General features: G+C 71.9%; 20 protein-coding genes, 1 pseudogene and 1 riboswitch. Of the genes and pseudogenes, 7 read left to right on the top strand and 14 right to left on the bottom strand.

Annotation, left to right across the window (positions count from 1 at the left end; genetic code table 11):
• Positions 1–159: 159 nt before the first annotated feature.
• The 11 genes from ACFW9Z_RS05265 to ACFW9Z_RS05215 form a co-directional block, all read right to left on the bottom strand.
• Positions 160–1,170, bottom strand: coding sequence for an aldo/keto reductase (locus ACFW9Z_RS05265; RefSeq protein ID WP_384634577.1), 1,011 nt, complete (start codon positions 1,168–1,170; stop codon positions 160–162).
• Positions 1,171–1,181: 11 nt separating this feature from the next.
• Entirely contained in the window at positions 1,182–2,264 is a 1,083-nt protein-coding gene (locus tag ACFW9Z_RS05260; RefSeq protein ID WP_384634574.1) for an endonuclease/exonuclease/phosphatase family protein, read from the bottom strand.
• Positions 2,261–3,454 (bottom strand): glycosyltransferase family 4 protein, encoded by a 1,194-nt coding sequence (locus ACFW9Z_RS05255; RefSeq protein ID WP_384634571.1) that lies wholly within the window; start codon positions 3,452–3,454, stop codon positions 2,261–2,263. The genes ACFW9Z_RS05260 and ACFW9Z_RS05255 overlap by 4 nt, the downstream gene beginning before the upstream one ends.
• Positions 3,451–4,581: an endonuclease/exonuclease/phosphatase family protein gene (locus tag ACFW9Z_RS05250; protein WP_384634568.1), complete on the bottom strand. Its 1,131-nt coding sequence runs from the start codon at positions 4,579–4,581 to the stop codon at positions 3,451–3,453. Before ACFW9Z_RS05250 ends, ACFW9Z_RS05255 begins: the two co-directional genes overlap by 4 nt.
• A complete protein-coding gene (locus ACFW9Z_RS05245) occupies positions 4,578–5,651 on the bottom strand; it encodes a glycosyltransferase family 2 protein (RefSeq protein ID WP_384634565.1) in 1,074 nt (357 codons plus the stop codon). The genes ACFW9Z_RS05250 and ACFW9Z_RS05245 overlap by 4 nt, the downstream gene beginning before the upstream one ends.
• Before the next feature lie 75 nt (positions 5,652–5,726).
• Positions 5,727–6,713, bottom strand: a complete 987-nt coding sequence (locus ACFW9Z_RS05240) for a UbiA prenyltransferase family protein (protein ID WP_384634562.1) — start codon at positions 6,711–6,713, stop codon at positions 5,727–5,729.
• An 18-nt stretch (positions 6,714–6,731) separates the two neighbouring features.
• Positions 6,732–7,778 (bottom strand): NAD-dependent epimerase/dehydratase family protein, encoded by a 1,047-nt coding sequence (locus tag ACFW9Z_RS05235; protein WP_384634559.1) that lies wholly within the window; start codon positions 7,776–7,778, stop codon positions 6,732–6,734.
• The gene (locus ACFW9Z_RS05230) at positions 7,766–9,256 is read right to left on the bottom strand and encodes an aspartate aminotransferase family protein (RefSeq protein ID WP_384634557.1); all 1,491 of its coding nucleotides are present in this window, start codon (positions 9,254–9,256) and stop codon (positions 7,766–7,768) included. Before ACFW9Z_RS05230 ends, ACFW9Z_RS05235 begins: the two co-directional genes overlap by 13 nt.
• Entirely contained in the window at positions 9,253–10,266 is a 1,014-nt protein-coding gene (locus ACFW9Z_RS05225) for a lysylphosphatidylglycerol synthase domain-containing protein (RefSeq protein ID WP_384634554.1), read from the bottom strand. Before ACFW9Z_RS05225 ends, ACFW9Z_RS05230 begins: the two co-directional genes overlap by 4 nt.
• Positions 10,267–10,376: 110 nt before the next feature.
• Complete coding sequence (locus tag ACFW9Z_RS05220) at positions 10,377–11,405, bottom strand: glycosyltransferase family 2 protein (RefSeq protein WP_384634551.1); 1,029 nt, start codon at positions 11,403–11,405, stop codon at positions 10,377–10,379.
• Complete coding sequence (locus ACFW9Z_RS05215; protein ID WP_384634548.1) at positions 11,375–11,755, bottom strand: hypothetical protein; 381 nt, start codon at positions 11,753–11,755, stop codon at positions 11,375–11,377. Before ACFW9Z_RS05215 ends, ACFW9Z_RS05220 begins: the two co-directional genes overlap by 31 nt.
• Before the next feature lie 549 nt (positions 11,756–12,304).
• Between ACFW9Z_RS05215 and ACFW9Z_RS05210 the strand changes: the two genes are divergently transcribed.
• The 6 genes from ACFW9Z_RS05210 to ACFW9Z_RS05185 all read left to right on the top strand — a co-directional run bounded on the left by ACFW9Z_RS05210 (position 12,305) and on the right by ACFW9Z_RS05185 (position 20,630).
• Complete coding sequence (locus ACFW9Z_RS05210) at positions 12,305–13,300, top strand: LuxR C-terminal-related transcriptional regulator (protein WP_384634546.1); 996 nt, start codon at positions 12,305–12,307, stop codon at positions 13,298–13,300.
• Between the two features lie 268 nt (positions 13,301–13,568).
• On the top strand, positions 13,569–15,797 hold the full coding sequence (locus ACFW9Z_RS05205; RefSeq protein ID WP_384634543.1) for a carbon starvation CstA family protein: 2,229 nt from the start codon (positions 13,569–13,571) through the stop codon (positions 15,795–15,797).
• A 29-nt stretch (positions 15,798–15,826) separates the two neighbouring features.
• On the top strand, positions 15,827–16,030 hold the full coding sequence (locus tag ACFW9Z_RS05200) for a YbdD/YjiX family protein (RefSeq protein ID WP_384634646.1): 204 nt from the start codon (positions 15,827–15,829) through the stop codon (positions 16,028–16,030).
• 179 nt (positions 16,031–16,209) lie between these two features.
• Positions 16,210–16,345: riboswitch (cobalamin riboswitch) on the top strand.
• A gap of 134 nt (positions 16,346–16,479) precedes the next feature.
• Positions 16,480–18,894, top strand: coding sequence for a ribonucleoside-diphosphate reductase subunit alpha (locus ACFW9Z_RS05195; RefSeq protein ID WP_384634540.1), 2,415 nt, complete (start codon positions 16,480–16,482; stop codon positions 18,892–18,894).
• On the top strand, positions 18,894–19,910 hold the full coding sequence (locus ACFW9Z_RS05190) for a ribonucleotide-diphosphate reductase subunit beta (protein WP_384634538.1): 1,017 nt from the start codon (positions 18,894–18,896) through the stop codon (positions 19,908–19,910). Before ACFW9Z_RS05195 ends, ACFW9Z_RS05190 begins: the two co-directional genes overlap by 1 nt.
• Positions 19,911–20,135: 225 nt before the next feature.
• On the top strand, positions 20,136–20,630 hold the full coding sequence (locus tag ACFW9Z_RS05185; protein ID WP_384634535.1) for a GNAT family N-acetyltransferase: 495 nt from the start codon (positions 20,136–20,138) through the stop codon (positions 20,628–20,630).
• Positions 20,631–20,704: 74 nt separating this feature from the next.
• On the opposite strand, the gene ACFW9Z_RS05180 is transcribed toward ACFW9Z_RS05185, so the two are convergent.
• The 3 genes and pseudogenes from ACFW9Z_RS05180 to ACFW9Z_RS05170 form a co-directional block, all read right to left on the bottom strand.
• Positions 20,705–21,118: an arsenate reductase ArsC gene (locus ACFW9Z_RS05180; RefSeq protein WP_384634532.1), complete on the bottom strand. Its 414-nt coding sequence runs from the start codon at positions 21,116–21,118 to the stop codon at positions 20,705–20,707.
• Positions 21,111–22,232, bottom strand: coding sequence for an ACR3 family arsenite efflux transporter (gene arsB, locus ACFW9Z_RS05175; RefSeq protein ID WP_384634529.1), 1,122 nt, complete (start codon positions 22,230–22,232; stop codon positions 21,111–21,113). Before arsB ends, ACFW9Z_RS05180 begins: the two co-directional genes overlap by 8 nt.
• 92 nt (positions 22,233–22,324) lie before the next feature.
• Positions 22,325–22,720, bottom strand: a pseudogene (locus tag ACFW9Z_RS05170) (ArsR/SmtB family transcription factor); the annotation flags it as partial.
• Between the two features lie 80 nt (positions 22,721–22,800).
• On the opposite strand from ACFW9Z_RS05170, the gene ACFW9Z_RS05165 reads away from it, so the two are divergent.
• The gene (locus tag ACFW9Z_RS05165) at positions 22,801–23,298 is read left to right on the top strand and encodes an ArsI/CadI family heavy metal resistance metalloenzyme (protein ID WP_384634526.1); all 498 of its coding nucleotides are present in this window, start codon (positions 22,801–22,803) and stop codon (positions 23,296–23,298) included.
• The last annotated feature ends 169 nt before the right edge of the window (positions 23,299–23,467 follow it).

The following is a 23,467-nucleotide window of genomic DNA, read 5'->3' as shown; positions in this document are numbered from 1 at the left end:
CCCGGGGGCGACCGGTACATGTCCGTGGCCCGCTTGCCCCGGCGGCGGTAGGGCGGGACCCTGTAACCCCGCGGGCCGGTGCCCGGGGGGCCGCCCCCCGGGCCACCGGCCGTTTTCAGTCAGGCAACCGGACGGGTCACCGCTCGGACCGGTCCCGGGTCAGCGCAGCTCCGGGTCCGTCTCGATGACGCTGTACGGGTACGGGAGCACCTGCCCGCTCGCCTCGGTGAGCAGCTCCGCGTCGGCCGGGTCGAGGTCCAGGTCCGCCGCGCCCAGGTTGGTCTCCAGCTGCTCCAGGGTGCGGGCGCCCACGATCGGGGCCGTCACGCCCGGCCTGCCGAGCAGCCAGGCGAGGGCGAGGACGGGCACCGCGAGACCGGTGCGCCCGGCCACCTCGTGCAGGGCGTCCAGCACCCGCCAGGTCCGCTCGTCGCCCTCGTACGCGCTCCACGACTCGCCCCACCCGAGCCGCTCGGCGGTCTCCACCCGGGTGCCGGAGGGCGGTGCCGTCGTACCGCGCCGGATCGCGCCGCTCAGCCAGCCGCCGCGCAGCGGGCTCCACGGGATCACGCCGAGGCCCTCGTTGCGGCTGACCTCGATCAGCTCCCACTCGGCGGAGCGGTCCAGCAGGTTGTAGAGCGGCTGGAGGGCGGTGAACGGCTCCCAGCCGTGCGCCCGGCTGAGGTCGATCGCCTTCTGGAGCTGCCAGCCGGAGAAGTTGCTGGCCCCGATGTAGCGGACCTTGCCCGAGGTGACCAGGGCGTCCAGTGTGGCGAGGGTCTCCTCCAGCGGGGTGCCCGGGTCCCAGGCGTGCACCTGGTAGAGGTCGATGTGGTCGGTGCCCAGGCGGCGCAGGCTCGCCTCCACCCCGGCGATCAGGTGGTTGCGGCCCAGCCCCCGGTCGTTGGGGCCCTCCCCGGTGCCGTACCGCACCTTGGTGGCGACGACCACGTCGTCGCGGCGCTGCCCCTTCAGCCAGCGGCCGAGGATCTCCTCGGAGGCACCGGCGGAGTAGATGTCGGCGGTGTCGACGAAGGTGCCGCCCGCCTCCGTGAAGCGGTCCAGCAGGGCGTGGCTGGTCCGCTCGTCGGCCTCGCGGCCGAAGGTCATGGCGCCCAGGCAGAGTTCGCTGACCCTGAGGCCGGTCTTTCCGAGGTAGCGGTAGCGCATGGTCGGGTTCCTTAGCTGTGGTGTCGGAGGTGAGGTCGGAGACGGGTGTCGGCGGGCGTCCGGGAAGCGTGGTCCGGGCCGGTGAGCGACACGGTCACCTCCTGGACGCTGTGGTCGGAGAGTCCGCGCGGGTCGCGGAAGCGGTAGCTGTGCACCCGGGCGCCGGGGGTGGTGAGCACCCAGTCCAGGCGCCACCAGCGCATCCCGGGGCGGGGCTGCCAGGAGGTGGGGCAGAGGCGTCCGGTCAGAGGTACGGCGTCGGCGCCCAGCCGGGCGATGTGCCGGGCGTCCCCGATCGCCGCCGTGGTGTTGAAGTCCCCGGCGATCAGGGCGGGGTGGGGGCAGCCCGCGACATCGCGGGCGAGTCCGGCGTACTCCCGGGCCCGGTCCCCGGCCCGGGTGCGCACCGCGCGGTAGAACGCGGGGCGCAGCGGGCTGATGAGCCGCAGCTGCACCGGGATATGGACGTTGAACGTGGTCAGCACTCCCCGGCCGCCGGGCATCTCCAGGTCCACCCGCAGGGTCCGGCGGGCGGCGGTCTCCACCGTGGCGGCCACCGGCAGCCGGGAGAGGGTGATCAGCCCCCGGGCGATGACGGCCTCGTGGCCGGGGAAGGTGGCGCGCAGCCGCCGTTCGTCGTCGATCAGGCGGTAGGTGCCGTCGAACACGTCGTGGTGGTACTCCTGGAGGAGGTAGACGTCGGCGTCCAGCTCGCGCAGGAAGGCGTAGAACGGGCCGGGGTCGGTGGACTGGCACCAGTGCTGGGTGTTCCAGGACACGAGGCGTACGGTGCCTTCTTCCGGTGGCCGGGCCGGTCGGCGTACGAGTGCCCGAGCCGGCCTGCGTACGAGTGCTCCGGGCACCAGGCCGCACTGCCGGGCCCCGATGAGCAGCGCTGCGCCCGCCACCGCCCCGGCGGCCACCTCCCCCGTCACCCAGGCGAGCACCAGCAGGGCGGCGGGGACGGCGGCGAACAGGGGCGGCGGGAGCAGCGAGGGCAGCAGCCACAGCCACCAGCGGCCGTTGAGGGCCAGGTGGGCGCCGAGGAAGACCGCCCAGGCCACCGCCGCCCACAGCACCGGCCCCCCGGTCACGCGGCCGCCCCGCGTACGGCTCCGGCCTCCTGGAAGAGGGCGTCGTACGCGTCGAGGCAGGCGTCCGTCCCGTACCGGGCCCTCGTCGCGCGCGCCCCCTCCGCGCGCCGCTCCGGCGGGAACGCGGCCACCTCCGTCAGCGCGGCGGCCAGGGCGTGGGCGTCGCCGGGCGGGAAGAGGCGCCCGAAGCCGGTCTCGGAGACGGGGACCCGCATCCCGGGGGCGTCACTGGCCACGGAGGGGACGCCGAGCATCATGGCCTCGGCCTGGGAGATGCCGAAGGACTCCTCGGCGACGGACGGCAGGGCGAAGGCGTCCAGCGAGGCGTAGAACTCCGGGACCCGGGCGTCGTCCAGGAAGCCGGTGAACCGGATCCGGGTGTCACCGCCCGCCCGGGTGCGCAGCGCCCCGACGACACTGCCGCCCGCCACCTTGGAGTAGTCCCCCGCGATCAGCAGCCGGGCCTCGGGGTCGGGGAGCGTGCGGAAGGCGTCCACCAGGTGGTGCAGGCCCTTCTCGTGGGCGATCCGGCCGAGGAAGCCGAAGTGGGGACCGGCCGTCTCCCGGAACGTGGCGGGGGCGGGTTCGCGCTGGCGGCAGGGCGGGGCGATGGCCAGCAGGGTGCGCTCGCGCATGAGGGGCCAGTGGCGCGAGTGCTCCGCGTGGTCCACGTTGTTGACGACGACGGCGGCCGAGCGGCGCAGGGCCGCGCCCACCGAGGCGTCGACCACCTTCACCTGGAGCGGGGCCAGCCGCCCCGGCGGCAGCCAGACGTCGTCGTGGTGGGTGCTCACCACGGGGGTGTCCCCGGCGAGCCGGGCGACGGCCCCGGCCTCCAGCATCGGCAGGTGGACGTTGACCACCCGGGAGGCGCGGGCGACGCGCCCGGCGAGCGGGGCGAATCCGGGGCTGAGCACCCCGCGTCCGATCCGGGCCGCCACCGGGGCGCGGAACACCTCCACACCGTTGACGGTCTCCCGCGCGGGGTGGGCCGGATCGTGGCGGGAGGCGACGACGGCGACCCGGCGGCCCCGGGCGGCCAGCCCCTCGGCGACCGTGCGGGCCACCTCGGTGAGGCCGCTGGTGTAGGGGAGGTAGTAGGTGAGGACGATCGCCACGTCGAAGCGGGGCGGGGGCGCGGCGCGCCTGGTCGCGGCCGGGCCCTCTCGGTGGGCAGGGCGCCTGGTCATGGCCGGTCCTTCTCGGTGGGCGGGGCGGAGTTCCCGGGGGCGGGCAGGGAGAGGCGGAGGTCGATCAGCTTGTGGGTGGAGTGTTCGGCGGGCGGGTCCTCGATGTGCTGCCGGTGCAGTCGGACGGAGGGCGAGACGAACGCCCAGTCGAGCCGCCAGAGGGCGGGGCCCCGGACCGGGAAGGTGGCCGGGTGGACCGGGCCCACGAGCCCGGCGGCGTCCCGGAGCCCGTCGAACCAGCGCAGGTCCCCGGTGCCGGGCAGCACGTTGAGGTCCCCGGCGAGGACCACGGGGTGCTCGTTGGCGTCCAAGTCCTCGCGCAGGGCCCGGAAGTGGATCTCCCGCCGGTCGGAGAGCTGCTTCACCGCACGGTGGTAGGCGGGGGTGAGGGGGTTGCGGTCGACGTTCAGCAGGTCGGGCAGGTGGGTGTTGTAGAGGGAGAGGGTCCGGCCGTCGACGTCGATGTCGGTGCGCAGGACGCGGATGTTCCAGTAGTCGGCCCAGGAGGTGTCCGGCGGGGCGAGCCCTTCCGGCCGCAACGCCCGTACGGAGGTGATGGGGTAGCGCGACAGGGTGAGGAACTCCCCCTCGGTGGCGAGGTGGTAGCCGGGGAACTCGGCGCGGAGCCGGGACAGGTCGTCGATGGGCGCGGGTTCGTCGCCCCGGCGGTTCTGGTACTCCTGAAGGAGGTAGACGTCGGCGGAATGGCTCTTCAGGTAAGCGTAGAAGTCATCGGTGTCGCTGTCCTCGTCCCAGAAGAAAGTGTTCCAGTTGACCACCTTCAGGGCGTCGGCGGGAACGGCCGGCTGCCCGCGCAGCAGCGCCCCGGGGTGGAGCCCGGTCTGCCAGGAGCCGAGGAGCAGCGAGACCAGGACGACGCCCACGGCGAGCCGTCTCCCCCGCCGGATCAGGGCGGCCGGGACCAACAGGGCGAGCGGGACCAGCAGATGGGCGACGGGCGGGGCGAGGCCGATGCCGTTCCACCCCCACCACCGCCCGCTGAGGAGTGCGCGGGCGGCGACGAACAGCGCCCAGAGGAAGGCGACGCCGAGCAGGAGGCGGCCGGGCCACACCCGGGGGGCGCCGCGCGTACCCGTAGGGGCGTCGGAGTCGCGTACGTGGGTCACGTCGTGGCCCGTACGGCGGTGAGGTGCTCCCCCGGCTCGTACAGCCTGCGGAAGCGCCGGGAGGCCAGCCACTGGAGGACGCCGACGCCCGCGCCCGCCGCGATGACCGCGTTGACCACCGAGTGCGTGAAGGCGAAGTAGGCGGTGAAGAGGGGCCCCCGGCGGCGCAGGACGAAGCGGTAGAGGGCGGTGTCGGCCAGCAGGGCGAGGGCCAGCAGGACGGCCGGGAGCAGCAGCCAGGGCGCGGCGATCAGGCCCAGCGGCAGGGTCAGCAGGGCGAGCAGGGCCGCCACACTGGCCCCGGCGCGGGGGCCGGTGGCGATACCGCCGGGGAGGTCGCCCCGGCGCACGTACAGCGGGATGTGCAGCCGGGTGCGGTGGAAGACCTTGCGGAGCACGACCCGCCAGGTGTCGTCGTGGTCGTGGCGGCCGCGCACGGTGGTGGAGCTGTGGACCTCGTAGCTCCGGCAGATCCTGGCCGCGTAGTCGCCGTCCTCGGTGTGGCGCAGCCGGGGGTTGAAGGGCCCGATCTCGGCGAAGACATGGGCGGGCATGGCGCAGATCGCGGTGTGCAGGGTGCCGATGCGGCCCTCCGTCTCGGCGAGCCAGTAGTACTGGTGGAGGCAGCGGTACTCCTCGATCAGGCTGTCCCTGATGAGGGGTTCGGCGTCGTACGTGCCGCAGACGGCGCCGATCCTCGGGTCGGAGGTGAGCAGGGCGACCGCGTTGGTGATGGCGTCCGGTTCCATCGCCACGTCGGAGTCGACGAAGACGACGATCTCGCCCCGGGCGTGGGCGGCCCCGGTGTTGCGGGTGGTGGCGACCCCGCTGTTGACCCCGGTGGAGATGACCCGCACCCCGCACGCCTCGGCGACGGCGACCGAGTCGTCGGTGGAGCAGTCGTCGATCAGCAGCACTTCCATGGGGGCGTAGGTCTGGGCGAGGGCGGCACGCAGGCAGAGCTCCAGGGCGCGGCCGTAGTTGTAGTTGGGGATGACGACGGAGACGAACGGTGTCTTCTTCTGGTTCGACGTCTTCTTCTGGTTCAACGGTGACTTCTTCTGGTTCATGGGGCCGCACCTTCGGGCGGTCGGAGGGTCGAGGCGGTGACGGTCGGTTCGGTCACAGTCGGGAAAGTGCGCCGGTCACAGTCGGGAAAGGAGCAGGGCTACGGAGACCAGCACGGCCCACAGCGTCGCGTTGACGAGCGTCGCGCGGTCCCGGAAGAGGACATGGACCGGATTGGCGCCGCCCTCCTCCACCAGGAGGAGTTGCAGATAGCGGGCCAGCCCGAAGACGGCACAGGGGGCGGAGAGCAGGGTGACGAAGGAGGCTCCGGCGGCGAGGGCGGCGTCGTCGCGGAGGTAGAGCACATAGGAGACGGCCGTCAGGACGGCGACCAGGACGACGAGGTGGTCCAGGAAGGCGAGCGTGTAGCCGCGCAGGGCGGGGCGGTGGGCGCGGCCCGCCGCCGTCATCTCGTGCCGCCGTTTGCCGAGGGCCAGCATCAGGCAGAGCGCGAAGACGCAGAGCGCGAGCCATTCGGAGACCCGGCCGCCCACCAGGAGGGCGCCCTGGACGAGCCGCAGGACGAAGCCGGTCGCCACGATGAACGCGTCCACCAGCGGTACGTGTTTGAGGCCCTGGCTGTACGCGATCGAGAGGGCCAGGTAGAGCGCGGTGGGCCACCACTGCCAGGCGGGCCCTGCCACCGCCCAGCAGGTGAGCGAGGCGGCGAGGAGGCCGGTCAGGACGGTGGCCGCGGTGGTGGAGACCCGGCCGGAGGCGATCGGGCGGTTCCGTTTGACCGGGTGCAGCCGGTCCCGCTCCCGGTCGGCGAGGTCGTTGACGACGTAGACGAGCGCGGAGGCCAGGGTGAAGCCGAGCACGGCCCACCCGATCCGCCCGAGCGCGGCGGGGTGCCAGGGCCGGACGTCCAGCAGGGCGAGCGGCACGACGACGAGGTTCTTCACCCACTGGCCGGGGCGCACGAGGGCGAGGAGGTCACGGAGGAGGCCGCGGTGGGCGGCGGGCTGCGAGGTGGTGGGGGCGGGCAGGACCGTGAGGTCCGGGGGTTCGGGCGGGGCGGTCACCACGCGCACCGGCGCGGGTGAGGACCGGGTGATGTCCACGGCAGGGCTCCCGCGTCTTTAGAAGAAGACCTTGGCGAGGCCCAGCGCACCCTGGCGCCACGGGTCCCGGCTGGTCCGGCCGGCCCCGGGAGCGGGTGCGCTGCCCTGCCGTTGGGTGCGCCACCAGGCGTACGTGCCGAGGATGGCGTCCTGGTTCGAGAGCGCGGGACGGAAGCCGAGCCGTTCGGTGGCGCGGCTGATGTCCACGTACGAGTCGTCGAGGAGCTTGAAGAGCAGCCGCCCGTAGACCGGGGAGAGCCTGGTGCGCTCCAGGAGGCGCAGGACGGCGAGCGCGGGCCCGGCGGGCAGCGGAACGACCCGCTTGCCGTGTCCGGCGGCGTCCAGGACGGCCTGGAAGTCCTCGCGCAGGGTGCCGAACTCGGCGGCACCCAGGTTGTACACGTCGTTGGCAACCTCGGGCTCCGCGTGCAGGGCGAGCACCACCGCGTCCACCAGGTCGGCCATGCCGAACATCTGGATGCGGACATCCCCCCGGCCCAGGACGGGGAAGTTGCGCCGCTCCTCGGCCCATTCGAAGAGCATCGCGAACAGGCCCATCCGGCCCGGCCCGAGGAAGGTCTTGGGCCGCAGCACCGGCAGGCACATCCCGCGCGCCCGGAACTCCTCGCAGACCTCCTCCGCCTCGGCCTTGGCCCTGCTGTACGGGTCGACGGGCTCGCGCGGGTGCTCCTCCGGGGTGGGGACACGCTTGGGGAGCCCGTAGACGGCGGTGGAGGAGATGTGCACGACGCGGGCGACCCGGGCCCGGTGGGCGGCGGCCAGGACCGTACGGGTGCCGTCGACGGTGATCGAGCGGATCTGGTCCACGGGGTAGCTGGGCAGGGCGGCGGCGCAGTGCACCAGCGCGTCGGCCCCGGCGAAGGCGCGGCCGAGCAGCACGCCGTCCCGGATGTCGGCGACCACGTGCCGGGCGCCCGGGGGCGGTTGGGGGTCCTCGCGCAGGTCGATGCCGATGACGTCGTGCCCGTCGGCGGCGAGCCGGGCCACCAGGTGCGAGCCGAGCATGCCGGCCGCCCCGGTCACGGCGATGGTCAGGCGGCCCATCTGGACACCGCCTTCTCCTTCAGGAACGCGGCGAGGAGCCGGTTCATGCCCCGGGCCAGCGTCCTGTCGAAGGCGTCGAGGAAGATCTCCACCTCTTCGGGCCCGGCGACCAGAGAAGGCGCCGCGACCAGAGGGCTGCGCCCGTTGAGCGTGTAGTACATGTACACGTCGTGCTCCTGGTACATCGCGTTGACGACCGCGCAGGTGATGACCTTCGTCCGGAGAAGAGGGTCACGCGCGAGCCCTCCGGGGGCGAGCTTGGCGGCGAGGTCGAGCATCTTCGGTCCGCCGTCGAGGAAGATCCCGTACAGCGCTCCGGCGCCCCGGACGTCCGCGATGATGTCGGGGTACTGCTTGCGCAGCCGCTCCAGCCCCGGGGCGAGGACGCGTTCGATGGCGCGGGCGCGGGCCGGGTAGTCGTCCTCCACCGCGATGTTGACGGCCTCCAGCGCGGTGGCGGTCTCCTCGCCGAAGCCGTAGTAGGTGGTGCTGGTGGACTGGAGCATCGCGTCGCCGAGGCTGTCGTACGCCTTGCGGAAGACGGGTTCGCGGGCGACGAAGGCGGAGATGGAGGACTTGCCGCCGCCGAAGGACTTCGAGGTGGTCACGACGTCCGGGACGAGCCCCGGGTGGCGCATGAAGTGGAAGAGGCTGCCGGTCTTGCCCCAGCCGGTGTAGATCTCGTCGAAGATCAGCACGATGTCCTCGGCGGTGCACAGCTCCCGCAGGCCGCGCAGGAACTCCTCCGAGCACTCCGTCATGGTCGAGGCGGAGAAGGGTTCGATGAGGATCGCGTACACATCGCAGCGTCCCTTGGCGTTCCGGGCCGCCGCGACGCTCTCGCGTACGGAGTCGAGGTCGCCGTAGCGGAAGGCGGAGACACCGGGGATACCGGGGAAGGCGAAGGTGCTCTGGGCGCTGCCGGTGAGGCTGCCGGAGCCCAGCAGTTTGCCGTGGAAGCTGATGTCGGCGTGCAGGATCTGCTGCCGCTTGCCGCCGTGGTACTTGTACGCGAGTTTCACCGCGCCCTCGACCGCCTCCGCCCCCGAGTTGGGGAAGAACGACATGTCCAGGTCGGCGGGGAGGAGTTGGGCGAGGTTGTGGCCGAGGGCCGCGATGTAGGGCGAGAAGTAGGTCTTGTGCACCTCCATCCGGCGCTGCTCCTGGAAGCGGCGGCGGGCGGCGAGGATGCGGGGGTGGTTGTGGCCGTGGTTGAGGACGCCGACGCCCCCGGTGAAGTCGAGGATGCGGCGGCCGTCGCGGGTGTGGATCCAGGAGCCCTCGGCGTGGCTGACGAGCTCCCGGCCGAAGCCGAAGGAGGTCATCAGGGAGACCTGGCTCTTGTTGACGTGCGACCGGTAGAGGTCGTGCACGCGGCGCAGCGGCATCTCCTCGCAGTCGTCCACGGTGATCAGCGGTGGCAGGCCGGTGTTCGAGGGCCTGGTGTCGGAGGGCGGGGGTGTTACGTCGGTGGTCATGCGGCTCCTTCCTGGAGCGCGGGTCGGGGTGTGGGCAGGGGGCCTGCGGCGCGGGCCCAGAGCAGCGCCCCGCCGGTGGCGGCGACTTCGCTGAGCACGCAGACCAGCCGGCTGGCGATGACGGCGGCCGCGGCGGCGGAGAGCGGCATGACGGCGGAGAGGGGGGCGAGCAGGACGAGTTCGCGGGCGCCCCAGCCGTCGGGCAGGACGAAGGCGAGGCTTCCGGCGACGGTGGCGAGGGCGAAGCCGCCGACGCAGACGGGCAGGGAGAGCAGCGGCGGGGCCCCGAGGAGGACGGCGATGGCCCACAGGTGGAGCCCGGAGACCGCCCAGGAGGCGCAGGCCCAGCCGATGGAGAGCCGCAGGGCCCGGGGCGAGGAGGCGGCGGCCCGGTCGGGGCGGCGGGCCAGCCGCATGGTCCACGCGACCAGCCGGCCCACCCAGCCGGGCCGGACGACGGCCGCGGCGGCGAGCAGGACGAGGGGGGCGAAGACCCAGGCATGGGCGCCGAACACCGCCGGGGCGACCAGGAGTCCAGCGGCGGCGCCGGTGGTCATCCCGATGACGAGGCCCAGCCCGAAGGCCGCGATCATCCGCTCGGGGGCGATGCCGAGGGCCTTGCCGAGCTGGATGTGGGCGAGGACGCCCCAGATGCGGCCGGGGACGAACTTGCTGATGACGCCGATGAAGAAGATCCGCGCGATGTCGGAGGTACGGGCCTTCGGCCCACGGACACCGCCCTCGCCCGCGCCGCCGTCCCCTGCTCCGCCGTCCACGACGAGGACCCGCCAGGAGAGCATCGACAGGACGAGTCCGGCCGCGTTGGCGAGGAGGGCGGCCACCAGCAGCAGCACGCCCCCGGGCCGTCCGGCCGCCTGCGCCACCTCCGTACCGGCACCGCGCAGCGCACCGCCCACGGCGAAGCAGGTGGCCGCGATCAGGACGAGGGCGGCGACGAGGCGGAAGACCCGGGCGCGCCGGGACGGCCGTACGGGGGCGGCTTCGGACACACCATCACCCGAAGCGGCTTCGGACACACCGTCGCCCGGAACGGCTTCGGAGGCACCGCCGCCCGGAACGGCCGCACCAGCACCAGCGCCCCCGTCCCGCGTCACCGTGCTCACCGCGCGACCACGGCCGACGGCCGGTCCCGGCGCCGCCGGACGGAGGGGCCGAAGCCCGGGTCCACCAGCCAGCGGACGCCCCCGTGGACCGCGCCGAGGACCAGGGCCAGGTGGACCGCGAAGTGCAGGGCGGTGAAGCGGAGGAGGAAGGGCCACCCCTCGCGGCGGGCCACGAAGCGGGAGAGCTCCACGTCCGCCAGGGCGAAGGCCAGCGCGCAGGCCAGGGGCACCGCGAGCAGCCAGGGCGTCAGCAGCGCGAGCGGGAGCGTGGCGGGGACCAGGGCGGCGGCCAGGACCCCGCGCGTGCGGTTGGCCCGGAGCCCGCCGCCCCGGCGGCGCTCGACGGCGGCGACCGGGACGAGGAGCTGGGAGCGGCGGTACTGCTCGGCGAGCATCGGCAGCAGCCGGTCCACGTCGTCGTGGCGGCCGGTCACCCGCTCGCTGAGGCGGATGCGGTGGGTGGCGGCGAGGCGGTCGCTGTACTCGACGTCCTCGGAGTCCCGCAGGTTCTCGTCGAAGGGCCCGGTGGCCTCGAAGACGCGGCGTTCGATCGCGGCCAGGGCGAAGAAGGCGGTGCCGACGATCCCGGCGCTGCGGCGGCGCCAGAAGTGGGCGTGCAGGCAGTGGTAGACCTCCACCGGCCCGTCGTCGTAGAGCGGTTCGGGGTCGAGCACGCCGTGGACGCAGCCGGTCTCCGGGTCGGCGCCCAGCAGGGCGACCGCGTTCTCGATCGCGTCCGGGGCCAGCGCGATGTCGGAGTCCAGGAAGAACAGGATCTCGCCGCGCGATGCGGCGACGCCCAGGTTGCGGGCGGCGGAGACGCCTCCGTTGTCGGGGCGGGCCACCAGGACGCAGGGGAACTCCCGGGCGATGTCGCGGGAGGAGTCGGTGCTGGCATCGTCCACGACCACCACGTCCAGCGGGCGCAGGGTCTGGGCGAAGACGGATTCCAGACAGGCCCGCAGGGTCTTCTCGTAGTTGTGGTTCGGGATGATCACGGACACGGTGGGGTGCTCCCGTGACATGGCGGGTCGGGTCCTTTCCGTTCGGGCAGTCGGTGCAGGTCCGGGCGGCGCAGGACCGCGAGGTGCCAGCCCCGGGCGCCGGGGTCGGCGGCCAGGGAGGCGAGGAGGAAGTCCAGGGCGGCCAGTTCGGCGTGGAGGGGGTCGGAGTCCTCCATGTAGAGCGCGGCGCGGACGGTCTCGCCGAGGTACGAGGTGGCGTACAGGTGGGCCGGGTGCGGACCGTCCGGGCCGGGGCGGCGCGCCCTCGCTCCGGTGCCCGAGGCCCGGAGCCGCCGGGCCAGTTCACGGGCGGTCCAGGCGGCGGGCTCCGGGGGCTCGGTCCGCACCAGCAGCGCGGTCACCAGGTACACGGAGGAGGTTCTCTTCTCCCGGGGTCACCCCCAGGAGAAGCCGCTCCGGGTGGCGGGGGCGAGAACGGCCAGGAGCGCCGGGGCGAGGGCGCAGGCCAGGGCGAGGCGGAGGGAGAGCGTACGGAGGGCCTGCATGCGGGACTCCTTCTCATCAACAGCGTGTGAATGTCTGGGCACGGCCCGAGCATGGCGTCACGGCTGTCCGGGGGTCACGCCCTGCCGGGTGGCCGGGAGTTACGGGCAGCAGGCTGCCAGCGCCCGCCGCCCCGTACGCACCCCCGCCACCTGCGGGGAAGCCCTGCTGGCAGCCGGTGGCCAGGCACCTAGCGGCCACGGTGCGGGCGCGAGGTGTCCACACTCCGGGCAGCGGCCGGATGGGGACCGGGCGAGGCGGACGGGTGCCGGGCGGGCGATGTCCCGTATCCACCCCATGGACTTGGTCTATACCTATCCGGCCCCCTCGCTCTACACTCGCGCCGGTGCCGATGAGGGTGTCCCGGCCCTGCATCGACGTTCAGGCGCGGCGTGACATCGGTGGGGGAGCCAGAGATGTTTCAGGTACTGGGGTTGGATGCGCGGACGGAGCTCGTCTACCGGCTCGTCCTGGAGGAACCCGAGCTGCGGCTCGACCAGATCGTCGCGCGGCTGGGCCGGAGCGAGCAGGACGTGCGCGACGCCCTCGACCGGCTCGCCGAGCTCTGCCTGCTGGACAACCACGACGACCGCTCCACCGCCGGTGACCCCCCGGTCTTCCGCGCCCTGGACCCGGCCGCCAGCCTGCCGTTCCTGCTCTCCCGGCGGGAGGCGGAGCTGGCCCGGCAGCAGCGGGGCCTGGAGGTCGCCCGGGACGCGGTCTCCGCCCTCACCGCCCACCGGGGCGGCCGGGCGCAGCGCGGGTTCGACGTCATCAAGCGGCTGGAGGGGCTGGACGCCGTACGGGAGCGGCTGACCGAGCTCGCCGAACTGGCCAGGTCCGAATGCCTCTCCCTGCTGCCCGGCGGCGCCCAGGCCCCCGACACCCTGGCAGCCAGCAAGCCGCTCGACCAGCAGGCCCTGGAGCGGGGCGTGCGCATCCGCTCCATCTACCAGGACAGCTTCCGCAACGACCCGGACACCCTGCGGTACGTGAACTGGATCGGCGGACTCGGCGCCGAGAGCCGTACGTTACCCACGCTGCCGCTGATCATGGTCGTGGTCGACAGCGAGGTGGCCCTCGTCCCGCTCGACCCCGACGACGGCCGGGCCGGCGCGCTGGAGCTGCGCAGCAAGGGTGCGGTGCTGGTCGCCCGCCTGCTGTTCGAGAGACTCTGGGCCGCCGCCACCCCGCTCGGCGCCGAACCGCCGAGGGACAGCGACGGCCTGACTCCGCAGGAGGGCGAGCTGCTCTCCCTGCTGGCCCAGGGGCACACGGACGCCACCGCAGCCCGCCGCCTGGGGGTCTCGCTGCGGACCGTCCGCCGGATGAACGCGGAGCTGACCGCCCGTATGGACGCCCGCAGCCGCTTCCAGGCCGGAGCGGAGGCGGCCCGCCGGGGCTGGATCTGACTGCCCCGGCGAGCCGGTCCCCTCGGCGACGACCCGATCCTTCTGGAGGTCGCGTGAATCTCCTTTGGGGCCCGCGTGAACTTCCTTTGAGTACGCGTGAACCGATTCCTCCCCTCGCCCGTGTCCCAACTGCGGAACAACGGAAATACGGGGCTGCGGGGCATCGGTGATGCCGGACCGGAATGCGGACAGGGGTTCCGGAGAGCGGCCACGAGCACCTAGATTTCGCGCACGTTGCGACAGTGATCACGCGAGGGGACGGATCGTCATGCCGGAATCGCCCACACCAGCACCACCGGTTCCACAAGCACCGGGACGGCGGTCGCTGTCCCCGAAGTCGATAGCCGTCTGGAGCCTGGTCGCCCTGGCGGGCGCCGCCGGCTGGGCCACCCTGGCGCTCTCGCGGGGCGAGGAGGTCTCGGCCGCCTGGATGCTGCTGGCGGCGCTGGGCTCGTACGCCATCGCGTACCGCTTCTACTCCCGGTTCATCGCCAACCGGGTCCTGAAGGCGGACAAGAACCGCGCGACCCCGGCCGAGCGGCTGGACAACGGTGTCGACTTCCACCCCACCGACCGCCGGGTGCTCTTCGGCCACCACTTCGCCGCCATCGCGGGGGCGGGCCCGCTGGTCGGGCCGGTGCTCGCCGCGCAGATGGGCTATCTGCCCGGCACGATCTGGCTGGTCGTCGGCGTCATCTTCGCCGGTGCCGTCCAGGACATGGTGACGCTGTTCTTCTCCACCCGCCGCAACGGCCGTTCGCTCGGCCAGATGGCGCGTGACGAGATAGGGCCGGTCGGCGGGATCGCCGCCCTGATCGCGGTCTTCGTCATCATGATCATCCTGCTCGCGGTCCTCGCGCTGGTCATCGTGAACGCGCTCGCCCACTCTCCGTGGGGCGTCTTCTCCATCGGCATGACGATCCCGATCGCCCTCTTCATGGGCGTCTATCTGCGCATCCTGCGGCCCGGCAAGGTCAGCGAGGTCTCCTTCATCGGCGTCGCGCTGCTGCTGCTCGCGATCGTCGCGGGCGGCTGGGTCGCCGAGTCGTCGTGGGCGGAGTTCTTCACGCTGGAGCCGGGCACGCTGGTCATCTGGATGATCGTGTACGGGTTCCTCGCCTCCGTGCTCCCCGTCTGGCTGCTGCTGGCCCCGCGCGACTACCTCTCCACCTTCATGAAGATCGGCACGATCGGGCTGCTGGCCCTGGGCGTGGTCGTCGCGCTGCCGACCCTGAAGATGCCCGCGGTCACCGACTTCGCCACCAGCGGCTCGGGCCCGGTCTTCGCCGGTTCCATGTTCCCGTTCGTCTTCATCACCATCGCCTGCGGCGCGCTCTCCGGCTTCCACTCCCTGGTCTCCTCGGGCACCACCCCGAAGATGGTCCAGAAGGAGACACAGATCCGGGTGATCGGCTACGGCGCGATGCTGGTCGAGTCGTTCGTGGCGATCATGGCGATGATCGCGGCCTGCATCATCGACCCCGGTCTCTACTTCGCCATCAACGCGCCCGTCGGGGTGATCGGCGACAGCGTCCAGTCCGCCTCCGAGGCCGTGGCCAACTTCGGCTTCACCATCACCCCGGACGCCCTGGCCCAGGCCGCCAAGGACGTCGAGGAGGCGAGTCTGCTCTCCCGGACCGGTGGCGCGCCCACGTTCGCGCTCGGCATGGCGGAGATCTTCTCCGCGGTGATCGGCGGGACCGCGATGAAGGCGTTCTGGTACCACTTCGCCATCATGTTCGAGGCGCTCTTCATCCTCACCACCGTGGACGCCGGCACCCGGGTCGGCCGCTTCATGCTCCAGGACATGCTGGGCAACGCCTACAAGCCGTTCCGCGAGGTCAGCTGGAAGCCGGGCGTCTGGTTCGCCAGCGCCGTCGTGGTCGGCGGCTGGGGCTACTTCCTCTGGGTCGGCGTGCACGACCCGCTGGGCGGCATCAACCAGCTCTTCCCGCTCTTCGGCATCGCCAACCAGCTGCTGGCCGCCGTCGCGCTGGCCGTCTGCACCACGCTGCTGGTCAAGTCGGGCCGGCTCAAGTGGGCCTGGGTCACCGCGGTCCCGCTCGCCTGGGACGTGGCGGTCACCCTCACCGCGAGCTGGCAGAAGATCTTCTCCTCGGACGTGAAGGTCGGCTTCTTCGCCCAGCGCGACAAGTACCAGGCGGGCATCGACGCGGGCGAGGTGCTGGCACCGGCCAAGAACATGGAGGAGATGCGGACGGTCGTCACCAACTCCACCGTCGACGGTGTGCTCTGCGCGCTCTTCGCGATCCTCATCATCGTGGTGCTCGTGGACGCCGGCCGGGTCTGCTACAGGGCCATCCGCGACCCGGAGAGCATCAAGCTCCACGAGACGCCGTACGTGGAGTCCAAGCTCGTCGCCCCGGCCTCGCTCATCGCCACCAAGGAGGAGAAGGCCGAACTGCTCGCGGCGGGCGTCGGCCCCGAGGGCGGCATCCGCAAGGAGGCAGCGGCGGGCACGGGGAGCCGCTCATGACGATCGCGGATGTACGGCGGGTGGCGGTCGTGACCATCGGGGACGTACGGCGGGTGGCGGGGCGTATCCGCTGGTACGTCCGCGAGCTGACCGGCGAGTCGACATATGACCGCTACGTGGCGCACGCGAGGTCTCATGATCCGGACACGCCGGTCATGACCCGCCGAGCCTTCGAACGCAGCCGCATGGACGCCCGCGAGGCGGACCCCCGCGAGGGCTTCCGCTGCTGCTGAGCACCGTCGGCCGAACGGGGCCGTCGCACCCCTTCCAGGGGCGCGGCGGCCCCGTTCCGCGTCACCGCGAGGGCCCGCCCGCCCGCCGCCGATGCGGAAAAAGCCGGGCGAAGAAACCAGACCGCCACACCAACATCTGTTCACGCCGACACAACATGTGGGGGCTTCCTCATCAGGCGGCCCCCACATGTATGCTCGACCTCGCTGTCGCCGCAGGGGAATCCGGTGTGAATCCGGAACTGTCCCGCAACGGTGTGATCAGTGTGCTTTTGCACACCCGAAGTCCGAAGACCTGTCGACAGTACGTCCGGCTCGACCGAACCGGACGGCAGACGTCCGGGCCTCGCGGATGGGCCGGTGGACGCCGTGATCAGTGCTGCCCTGTGGGCACCGCGCTGCCCGGCTCCCCCCGCTCGCCGCCGGCCCCCAGCCGAGCGAGGGAAAGCCCAGTGACCATCGCGCCCGCCGATCCGGTTTCAGCCACCGAATCCGCTGCCTCCACCACGTCCGGAGCAGGCACGAACGACGGACCCGGGACCGCCCTGCTGCGGACCCTGACCGACCTCACCGTCGATCTGCCCGACACCGACCCCGGACGGGTGGCCGCCTCCGCGCTGCGCGGGCGCAACGCCCGCTCCGACGAGGCCGAGCTGCGCTCGCTGGCCACCGAGGCGGCCGCGGGCCTGATCTCCGAGGACCCGGCGTACTCCAAGCTCGCCGCCCGGCTGCTGACCCGTACGATCGCCGACGAGGCCGCGAGCCAGGGCGCCACGTCCTTCTCCGCCTCGGTCGCAGTGGGCCACCGCGAGGGCCTGATCGCGGACCGCACCGCCGCCTTCGTGGAGCTGCACGCCAAGGCGCTGGACGCGCTGGTCGAGCGGACGCTGGCCGAGGGCGCGGACGACCGCTTCGGCTACTTCGGTCTCCGTACGCTGCACAGCCGTTACCTGCTGCGCCACCCGATCACCCGCCAGGTCATCGAGACCCCGCAGCACTTCATGCTGCGCGTGGCCGCGGGCCTCGCCGAGGACGAGTCGGTGCGCGCGCTGGACGAGGTCGCCGCGCTCTACGGGCTGATGAGCAAGCTGGACTACCTCCCCTCCTCCCCCACGCTCTTCAACTCGGGCACCCGGCACCCGCAGATGTCCTCCTGCTACCTGCTGGACTCCCCCAAGGACGAGCTGGACTCGATCTACGACCGCTACCACCAGGTGGCGCGCCTCTCGAAGCACGCGGGCGGCATCGGCCTCTCCTACTCCCGTATCCGCGCCCGGGGTTCGCTGATCCGGGGCACCAACGGGCACTCCAACGGCATCGTGCCGTTCCTCAAGACGCTGGACGCCTCGGTGGCGGCGGTGAACCAGGGCGGCCGGCGCAAGGGCGCGGCGGCGGTCTACCTGGAGACCTGGCACGCGGACATCGAGGAGTTCCTGGAGCTCCGCGACAACACGGGCGAGGACCAGCGGCGTACGCACAACCTGAACCTGGCTCACTGGATCCCGGACGAGTTCATGCGCCGGGTCGACGCGGACACCGACTGGTCGCTCTTCTCCCCCGCCGAGGTCCCCGAGCTGGTCGACCTGTGGGGCGACGAGTTCGACGCGGCCTACCGCGCGGCCGAGGCCAAGGGCCTGGCCCGCAAGACGATGCCGGCGCGTGAGCTGTACGGCCGGATGATGCGGACCCTCGCCCAGACCGGCCAGGGCTGGATGACGTTCAAGGACGCCTCCAACCGGACCGCCAACCAGACCGCCGAGCCGGGCCGGGTCGTCCACTCGTCGAACCTGTGCACGGAGATCCTGGAAGTCACCAACGACGGCGAGACGGCCGTCTGCAACCTGGGCTCGGTCAACCTGGGCGCGTTCGTGACGGGCGGCTCGATCGACTGGGAGCGCCTGGACTCCACGGTCCGTACGGCGGTCACCTTCCTGGACCGGGTCGTCGACATCAACTTCTACCCGACCGAGCAGGCCGGGAACTCCAACTCCCGCTGGCGGCCGGTCGGTCTGGGCGCCATGGGCCTTCAGGACGTCTTCTTCCAGCTGCGCCTGCCCTTCGACTCGCCCGAGGCGCGCGCGCTCTCCACGAAGATCTCCGAGCGCATCATGCTGGCCGCGTACGAGGCGTCCTGCGACCTCGCCGAGCGCTCGGGCCCGCTGCCCGCCTGGTCCGAGACCCGGGCCGCGCGCGGTGTGCTGCACCCCGACCACTACGACACCGAGCTGAACTGGCCGGAGCGCTGGGACGCCCTGCGCGCCCGGATCGCGAAGACCGGCATGCGTAACTCCCTGCTCCTGGCCATCGCGCCGACGGCGACGATCGCCTCCATCGCGGGCGTGTACGAGTGCATCGAGCCGCAGGTCTCCAACCTGTTCAAGCGCGAAACGCTCAGCGGTGAGTTCCTCCAGGTCAACGCCTACCTGGTGGACGAGCTGAAGAAGCTCGGCGTGTGGGACGCCCGCACCCGCGAGGCGCTGCGCGAGGCCAGCGGCTCCGTACAGGGCTTCGCCTGGATCCCCGAGGACGTGCGGGCGCTGTACCGCACCGCGTGGGAGATCCCGCAGCGCGGTCTGATCGACATGGCGGCGGCCCGTACGCCGTTCCTCGACCAGAGCCAGTCGCTCAACCTCTTCCTGGAGACGCCGACGATCGGCAAGCTCTCCTCGATGTACGCGTACGCCTGGAAGCAGGGGCTGAAGACGACGTACTACCTCCGTTCGCGCCCGGCGACCCGGATCGCCCGTGCCGCCTCCGGAGCCGCGTCGGCCGCCGCCCCCATTCCCGTACAGCAGGCTTCGGCTCCCGACGCGGACGCCATCGCCTGCTCCCTTGAGAACCCTGAGTCCTGCGAGGCCTGCCAGTAATGAGCACCACCGACAACAAGAACCTGCTCGACCCGGGCTTCGAGCTGACCCTGCGTCCCATGCGCTACCCGGACTTCTACGAGCGCTACCGGGACGCGATCAAGAACACCTGGACCGTCGAGGAGGTCGACCTCCACTCGGACGTCGCCGACCTCGCCAAGCTGTCGCCGGGTGAGCAGCACATGATCGGCCGCCTCGTTGCCTTCTTCGCGACGGGCGACTCGATCGTCTCGAACAACCTCGTGCTGACGCTGTACAAGCACATCAACTCCCCCGAGGCGCGGCTGTACCTGTCGCGGCAGCTCTTCGAGGAGGCCGTGCACGTCCAGTTCTATCTGACGCTGCTCGACACCTACCTGCCCGACCCGGACGACCGGGCGGCGGCGTTCGACGCGGTCGAGGAGATCCCCTCGATCCGCGAGAAGGCCCAGTTCTGCTTCAAGTGGATGGACTCGGTCGAGAAGATCGAGCGCCTGGAGACGAAGGCCGACCGCCGCCGCTTCCTGCTGAACCTGATCTGCTTCGCGGCCTGCATCGAGGGGCTGTTCTTCTACGGCGCCTTCGCCTACGTGTACTGGTTCCGCTCGCGCGGCCTGCTGCACGGCCTCGCCACGGGCACCAACTGGGTGTTCCGTGACGAGACGATGCACATGAACTTCGCGTTCGAGGTCGTGGACACCGTCCGCAAGGAGGAGCCGGAGCTCTTCGACGACGCGCTCCAGCAGCAGGTCACCGACATGCTGAAGGAGGCCGTCGAGGCGGAGCTCCAGTTCGGCCGCGACCTGTGCGGCGAGGGCCTGCCGGGCATGAACACCGAGTCGATGCGCCAGTACCTGGAGTGCGTCGCCGACCAGCGCCTGGCCCGCCTGGGCTTCCCGACGGTGTACGGCTCCGAGAACCCGTTCGCGTTCATGGAGCTCCAGGGCGTCCAGGAGCTGACGAACTTCTTCGAGCGCCGCCCGTCGGCTTACCAGGTGGCGGTGGAGGGCTCGGTCGGGTTCGACGACGAGTTCTAGGCCCCTGGGCCTGCTTCGGCAGCCTGTTCCAACAGCGCCGCCCACCATGCATTCGGCATGGTGGGCGGCGCTGTGCGTCTGCCCCCCGCCTTTCCGTAGCAGCGCCGGTCCGGCAGCCGGGGCGATTCTGCGGGAAGGGCACGCGAAACACCGGCCACGGCAGTACAGTTCACATGTTCGATTACCAGGGGGTGGCCCGGCACTCCGTCCGACATGGAGAACACGATGGCCGACGACACGTCCAGGAACATCGCACTGCGCCCCCTCACCGAGGAGGACATCCCGACGCTCTTCGAGATCCAGCTCGACCAGACCGCCCAGCGGCTCGCGGCCTTCACCGATGCCAGGACCGCCCGCGACGCCGAAGCCTTCCGGCAGAAGTACCGGAAGATCCTGGCCGACGGCGCGGTGGTCCACCGGGTCATCGAGATCGACGGTGAGGTCGTCGGCAGCGTGGCCACCTATCCGATGGAGGGCGACACGGAGCTGACCTACTGGATTCGGCGGGACTGGTGGGGCCGGGGCGTAGCCACCGCGGCCGTCACGGCGCTGCTCGACGAGGTGACGGAGCGACCGATCCACGCCCGGGTGGTGGAGGACAACCGCGGCTCCGTACGGGTGCTGGAACGCACCGGGTTCGTACACATCGGGAGCGAGGACTCGCTTGCTCCCGGCCGCCGGACCACCGTCACCGAGCTGATCTTCAAGCTGGGCGACTGATCCGGGCGGGGCCAGCCGCGCACACTCCGGACGGCCACAGAGAACGCGACCGAACGGGTATCCGGCCACCCGTGTCAGGCGCGCCCGGACAGGAGCTCGGCGAGCAGGCCGCGGACCCGCCGTTCGATCTCGTCGCGGACGGGCCGGACGGCGTCGGCACCGAGCCCGGCCGGATCGTCGAGCCGCCAGTCGAGATAGCGCTTGCCGGGGAAGACGGGGCAGGTGTCGCCGCAGCCCATGGTGATCACCACGTCGGACGCCCGTACGGCGTCGGCGGTCAGGACCTTCGGCGTCTCGGCGGACAGGTCGATGCCCACCTCCGCCATCACCTGCACGGCGGCCGGGTTCACGGCGTCGGCCGGTGCGGACCCGGCGGAGCGGACCTCGACCTGGCCCCGGGAGAGATGGGCGAGGAAGGCGGCGGCCATCTGCGAGCGGCCGGCGTTGTGGACGCACACGAACAGCACGGACGGCTTGGGCTCAGACACGGGCGGAACCTTCCGGGGCGATGACCGGCCGGCCCTTCGCGGCGGGCCGGGGGAAGAAGCGGCGGGCGGCCAGGGCGACATGGACCAGGCCGATGAGTACGGGGACTTCGACGAGGGGTCCGACGACTCCGGCGAGGGCCTGGCCGGAGGTGGCGCCGAAGGTGGCGATGGCGACCGCGATGGCCAGTTCGAAGTTGTTGCCCGCGGCGGTGAACGCCAGCGTGGTCGCCTTCGGGTGGCCGAGTCCCACGGCACGGCCGACGGCCATGGACCCGGCCCACATGAGGACGAAGTAGACCAGCAGCGGCAGCGCGATCCGGACGACGTCGAGCGGCTTCGAGGTGATGGCGTCACCTTGGAGGGCGAACAGCACCACGATCGTGAACAGCAGCCCGTACAGGGCGAACGGTCCGATGCGGGGGATCAGCCTCGTCTCGTACCAGACGCGCCCCTTGGCCCTCTCGCCCAGGCGGCGGGTGAGGAAGCCGGCCAGCAGCGGGATGCCGAGGAAGATCAGCACACTGCGCGCGATCTCCCACACGGACACGTCGAGCACGGCCTGCTCCAGGCCGAGCCAGCCGGGGAGCAGGGAGAGGTAGAACCAGCCGAGCAGGCCGAACGCGACCACCTGGAACACGGAGTTCAGGGCGACTAGGACGGCGGCGGCCTCGCGGTCACCGCGGGCGAGGTCGTTCCAGATGATCACCATGGCGATGCAGCGGGCGAGGCCGACGATGATCAGGCCGGTACGGTATTCGGGCAGATCCGGCAGGAAGAGCCAGGCCAGGGCGAACATCAGAGCCGGGCCGACGGCCCAGTTCAGGACCAGGGACAGGATCAGCAGGCGCCGGTCGCGGGTGACCGTGCCGAAGCGGTCGTAGCGGACCTTGGCGAGCACCGGGTACATCATCACGAGCAGGCCGAGCGCGATCGGCAGCGAGACGCCGGTGACGGTGACCTTCGCGAGCGCGTCCCCCAGCCCGGGCACGAGGCGGCCCAGGCCGAGGCCGGCGGCCATCGCGACGAGGATCCACACGGTGAGGAAGCGGTCCGGAAAGGGCAACCGCCCGGCGACCGCCCCTGCGGGCGCGGGGCCGGTGGACCCGTTGCTCAAGAGGCGGTCCCGGCGGGCACGGTCCCGGCCGACGCGGGCCGGGCGGGTGCGGGACCGGCCTGCGCGGACCCGGCGGGCGCGGACCCGGCGGGCGCGGACCCGGCGGGTGCGGTCACGCCCGGGAACTGCCCGGCGGGCCGGGTGAGGATCGCCGCAAGGTGGTCGGTCGTCTGCGGCAGCAGCCGGTAGTACACCCAGGTTCCGCGCCGCTCGGAGTCGATGAGCCCGGCCTGCTTCAGCAATTTGAGGTGGTGGGAGATGGTCGGCTGGGACAGGTCGAAGGCGGGGGTGAGGTCGCAGACACAGACCTCCCCGCCCGCACGGGAGGCGATCATCGACAGCAGCCTCAGCCGGACCGGGTCCCCCAGGGCCTTGAACACCTTCGCCAGCGTCTCGGCCTGGTCCTCGTCCAGCGGGGCGGCCAGCAGGGCGGGACAGCATCCCTCGACGCCGTCCTGGCCGAGCACCACGAGCTCTTGTTTCGACATACTTCTATGTTGACATTCTTCGATCCAGGACACAACCTTGAATCGACAGGCATCGATACAACCCGACCGGGGAGACCGTCATGTCCCGTGCTCAGCTCGCCCTCAACGTCGCCGACCTCGAAGCGTCGGTGACCTTCTACTCCAAGCTCTTCGGCGTCGAGCCCGCCAAGCGCCGCCCCGGCTACGCGAACTTCGCGATCACCACCCCGCCGCTCAAGCTCGTCCTCATCCAGGGCGAGCCGGACCAGGAGACCCGCCTGGACCACCTCGGCGTCGAGGTGGAGACCACCGACGAGGTCACCGCCGCCACCACCCGGCTCAAGGACGCGGGACTCGCCACGTTCGAGGAGAACGACACCTCCTGCTGCTACGCGCTCCAGGACAAGGTGTGGGTCCACGGCCCCGGCCGGGAGCCATGGGAGGTCTACGTCGTCAAGGCCGATGCCGACCGGCTCGGCAAGAGCCCCGCCCCCGAAGGCGGCGCCTGCTGCACGAGCGGGAGCGAGACCGCCGGGGGCGAGACCGCCGGGACCGTGACACCCGAGCCGACGGCAGCGGGCTGCGCCTGCGGCAGCTGAGCCGCGCCAGGACAGTAACCGCCGGGACAGCCACCCCGGCGGCGGCTGTCCCGGCACTCGCCCCCACCGGGGTGGCCGCCCCTCGTCCATAAGCCCCCCTTCGGATGATCTCTATCTTCCAGATGTTGCGTTTGTTTCGGATAATGCGGATACTGCGGATAGCGGGCCG

Source organism: Streptomyces sp. NPDC059452, from assembly GCF_042750035.1.
Taxonomy (GTDB): domain Bacteria; phylum Actinomycetota; class Actinomycetes; order Streptomycetales; family Streptomycetaceae; genus Streptomyces.
The sequence above is the reverse complement of the archived record's forward strand: the minus strand, read 5'-3'. Positions and strand labels throughout refer to the sequence as shown.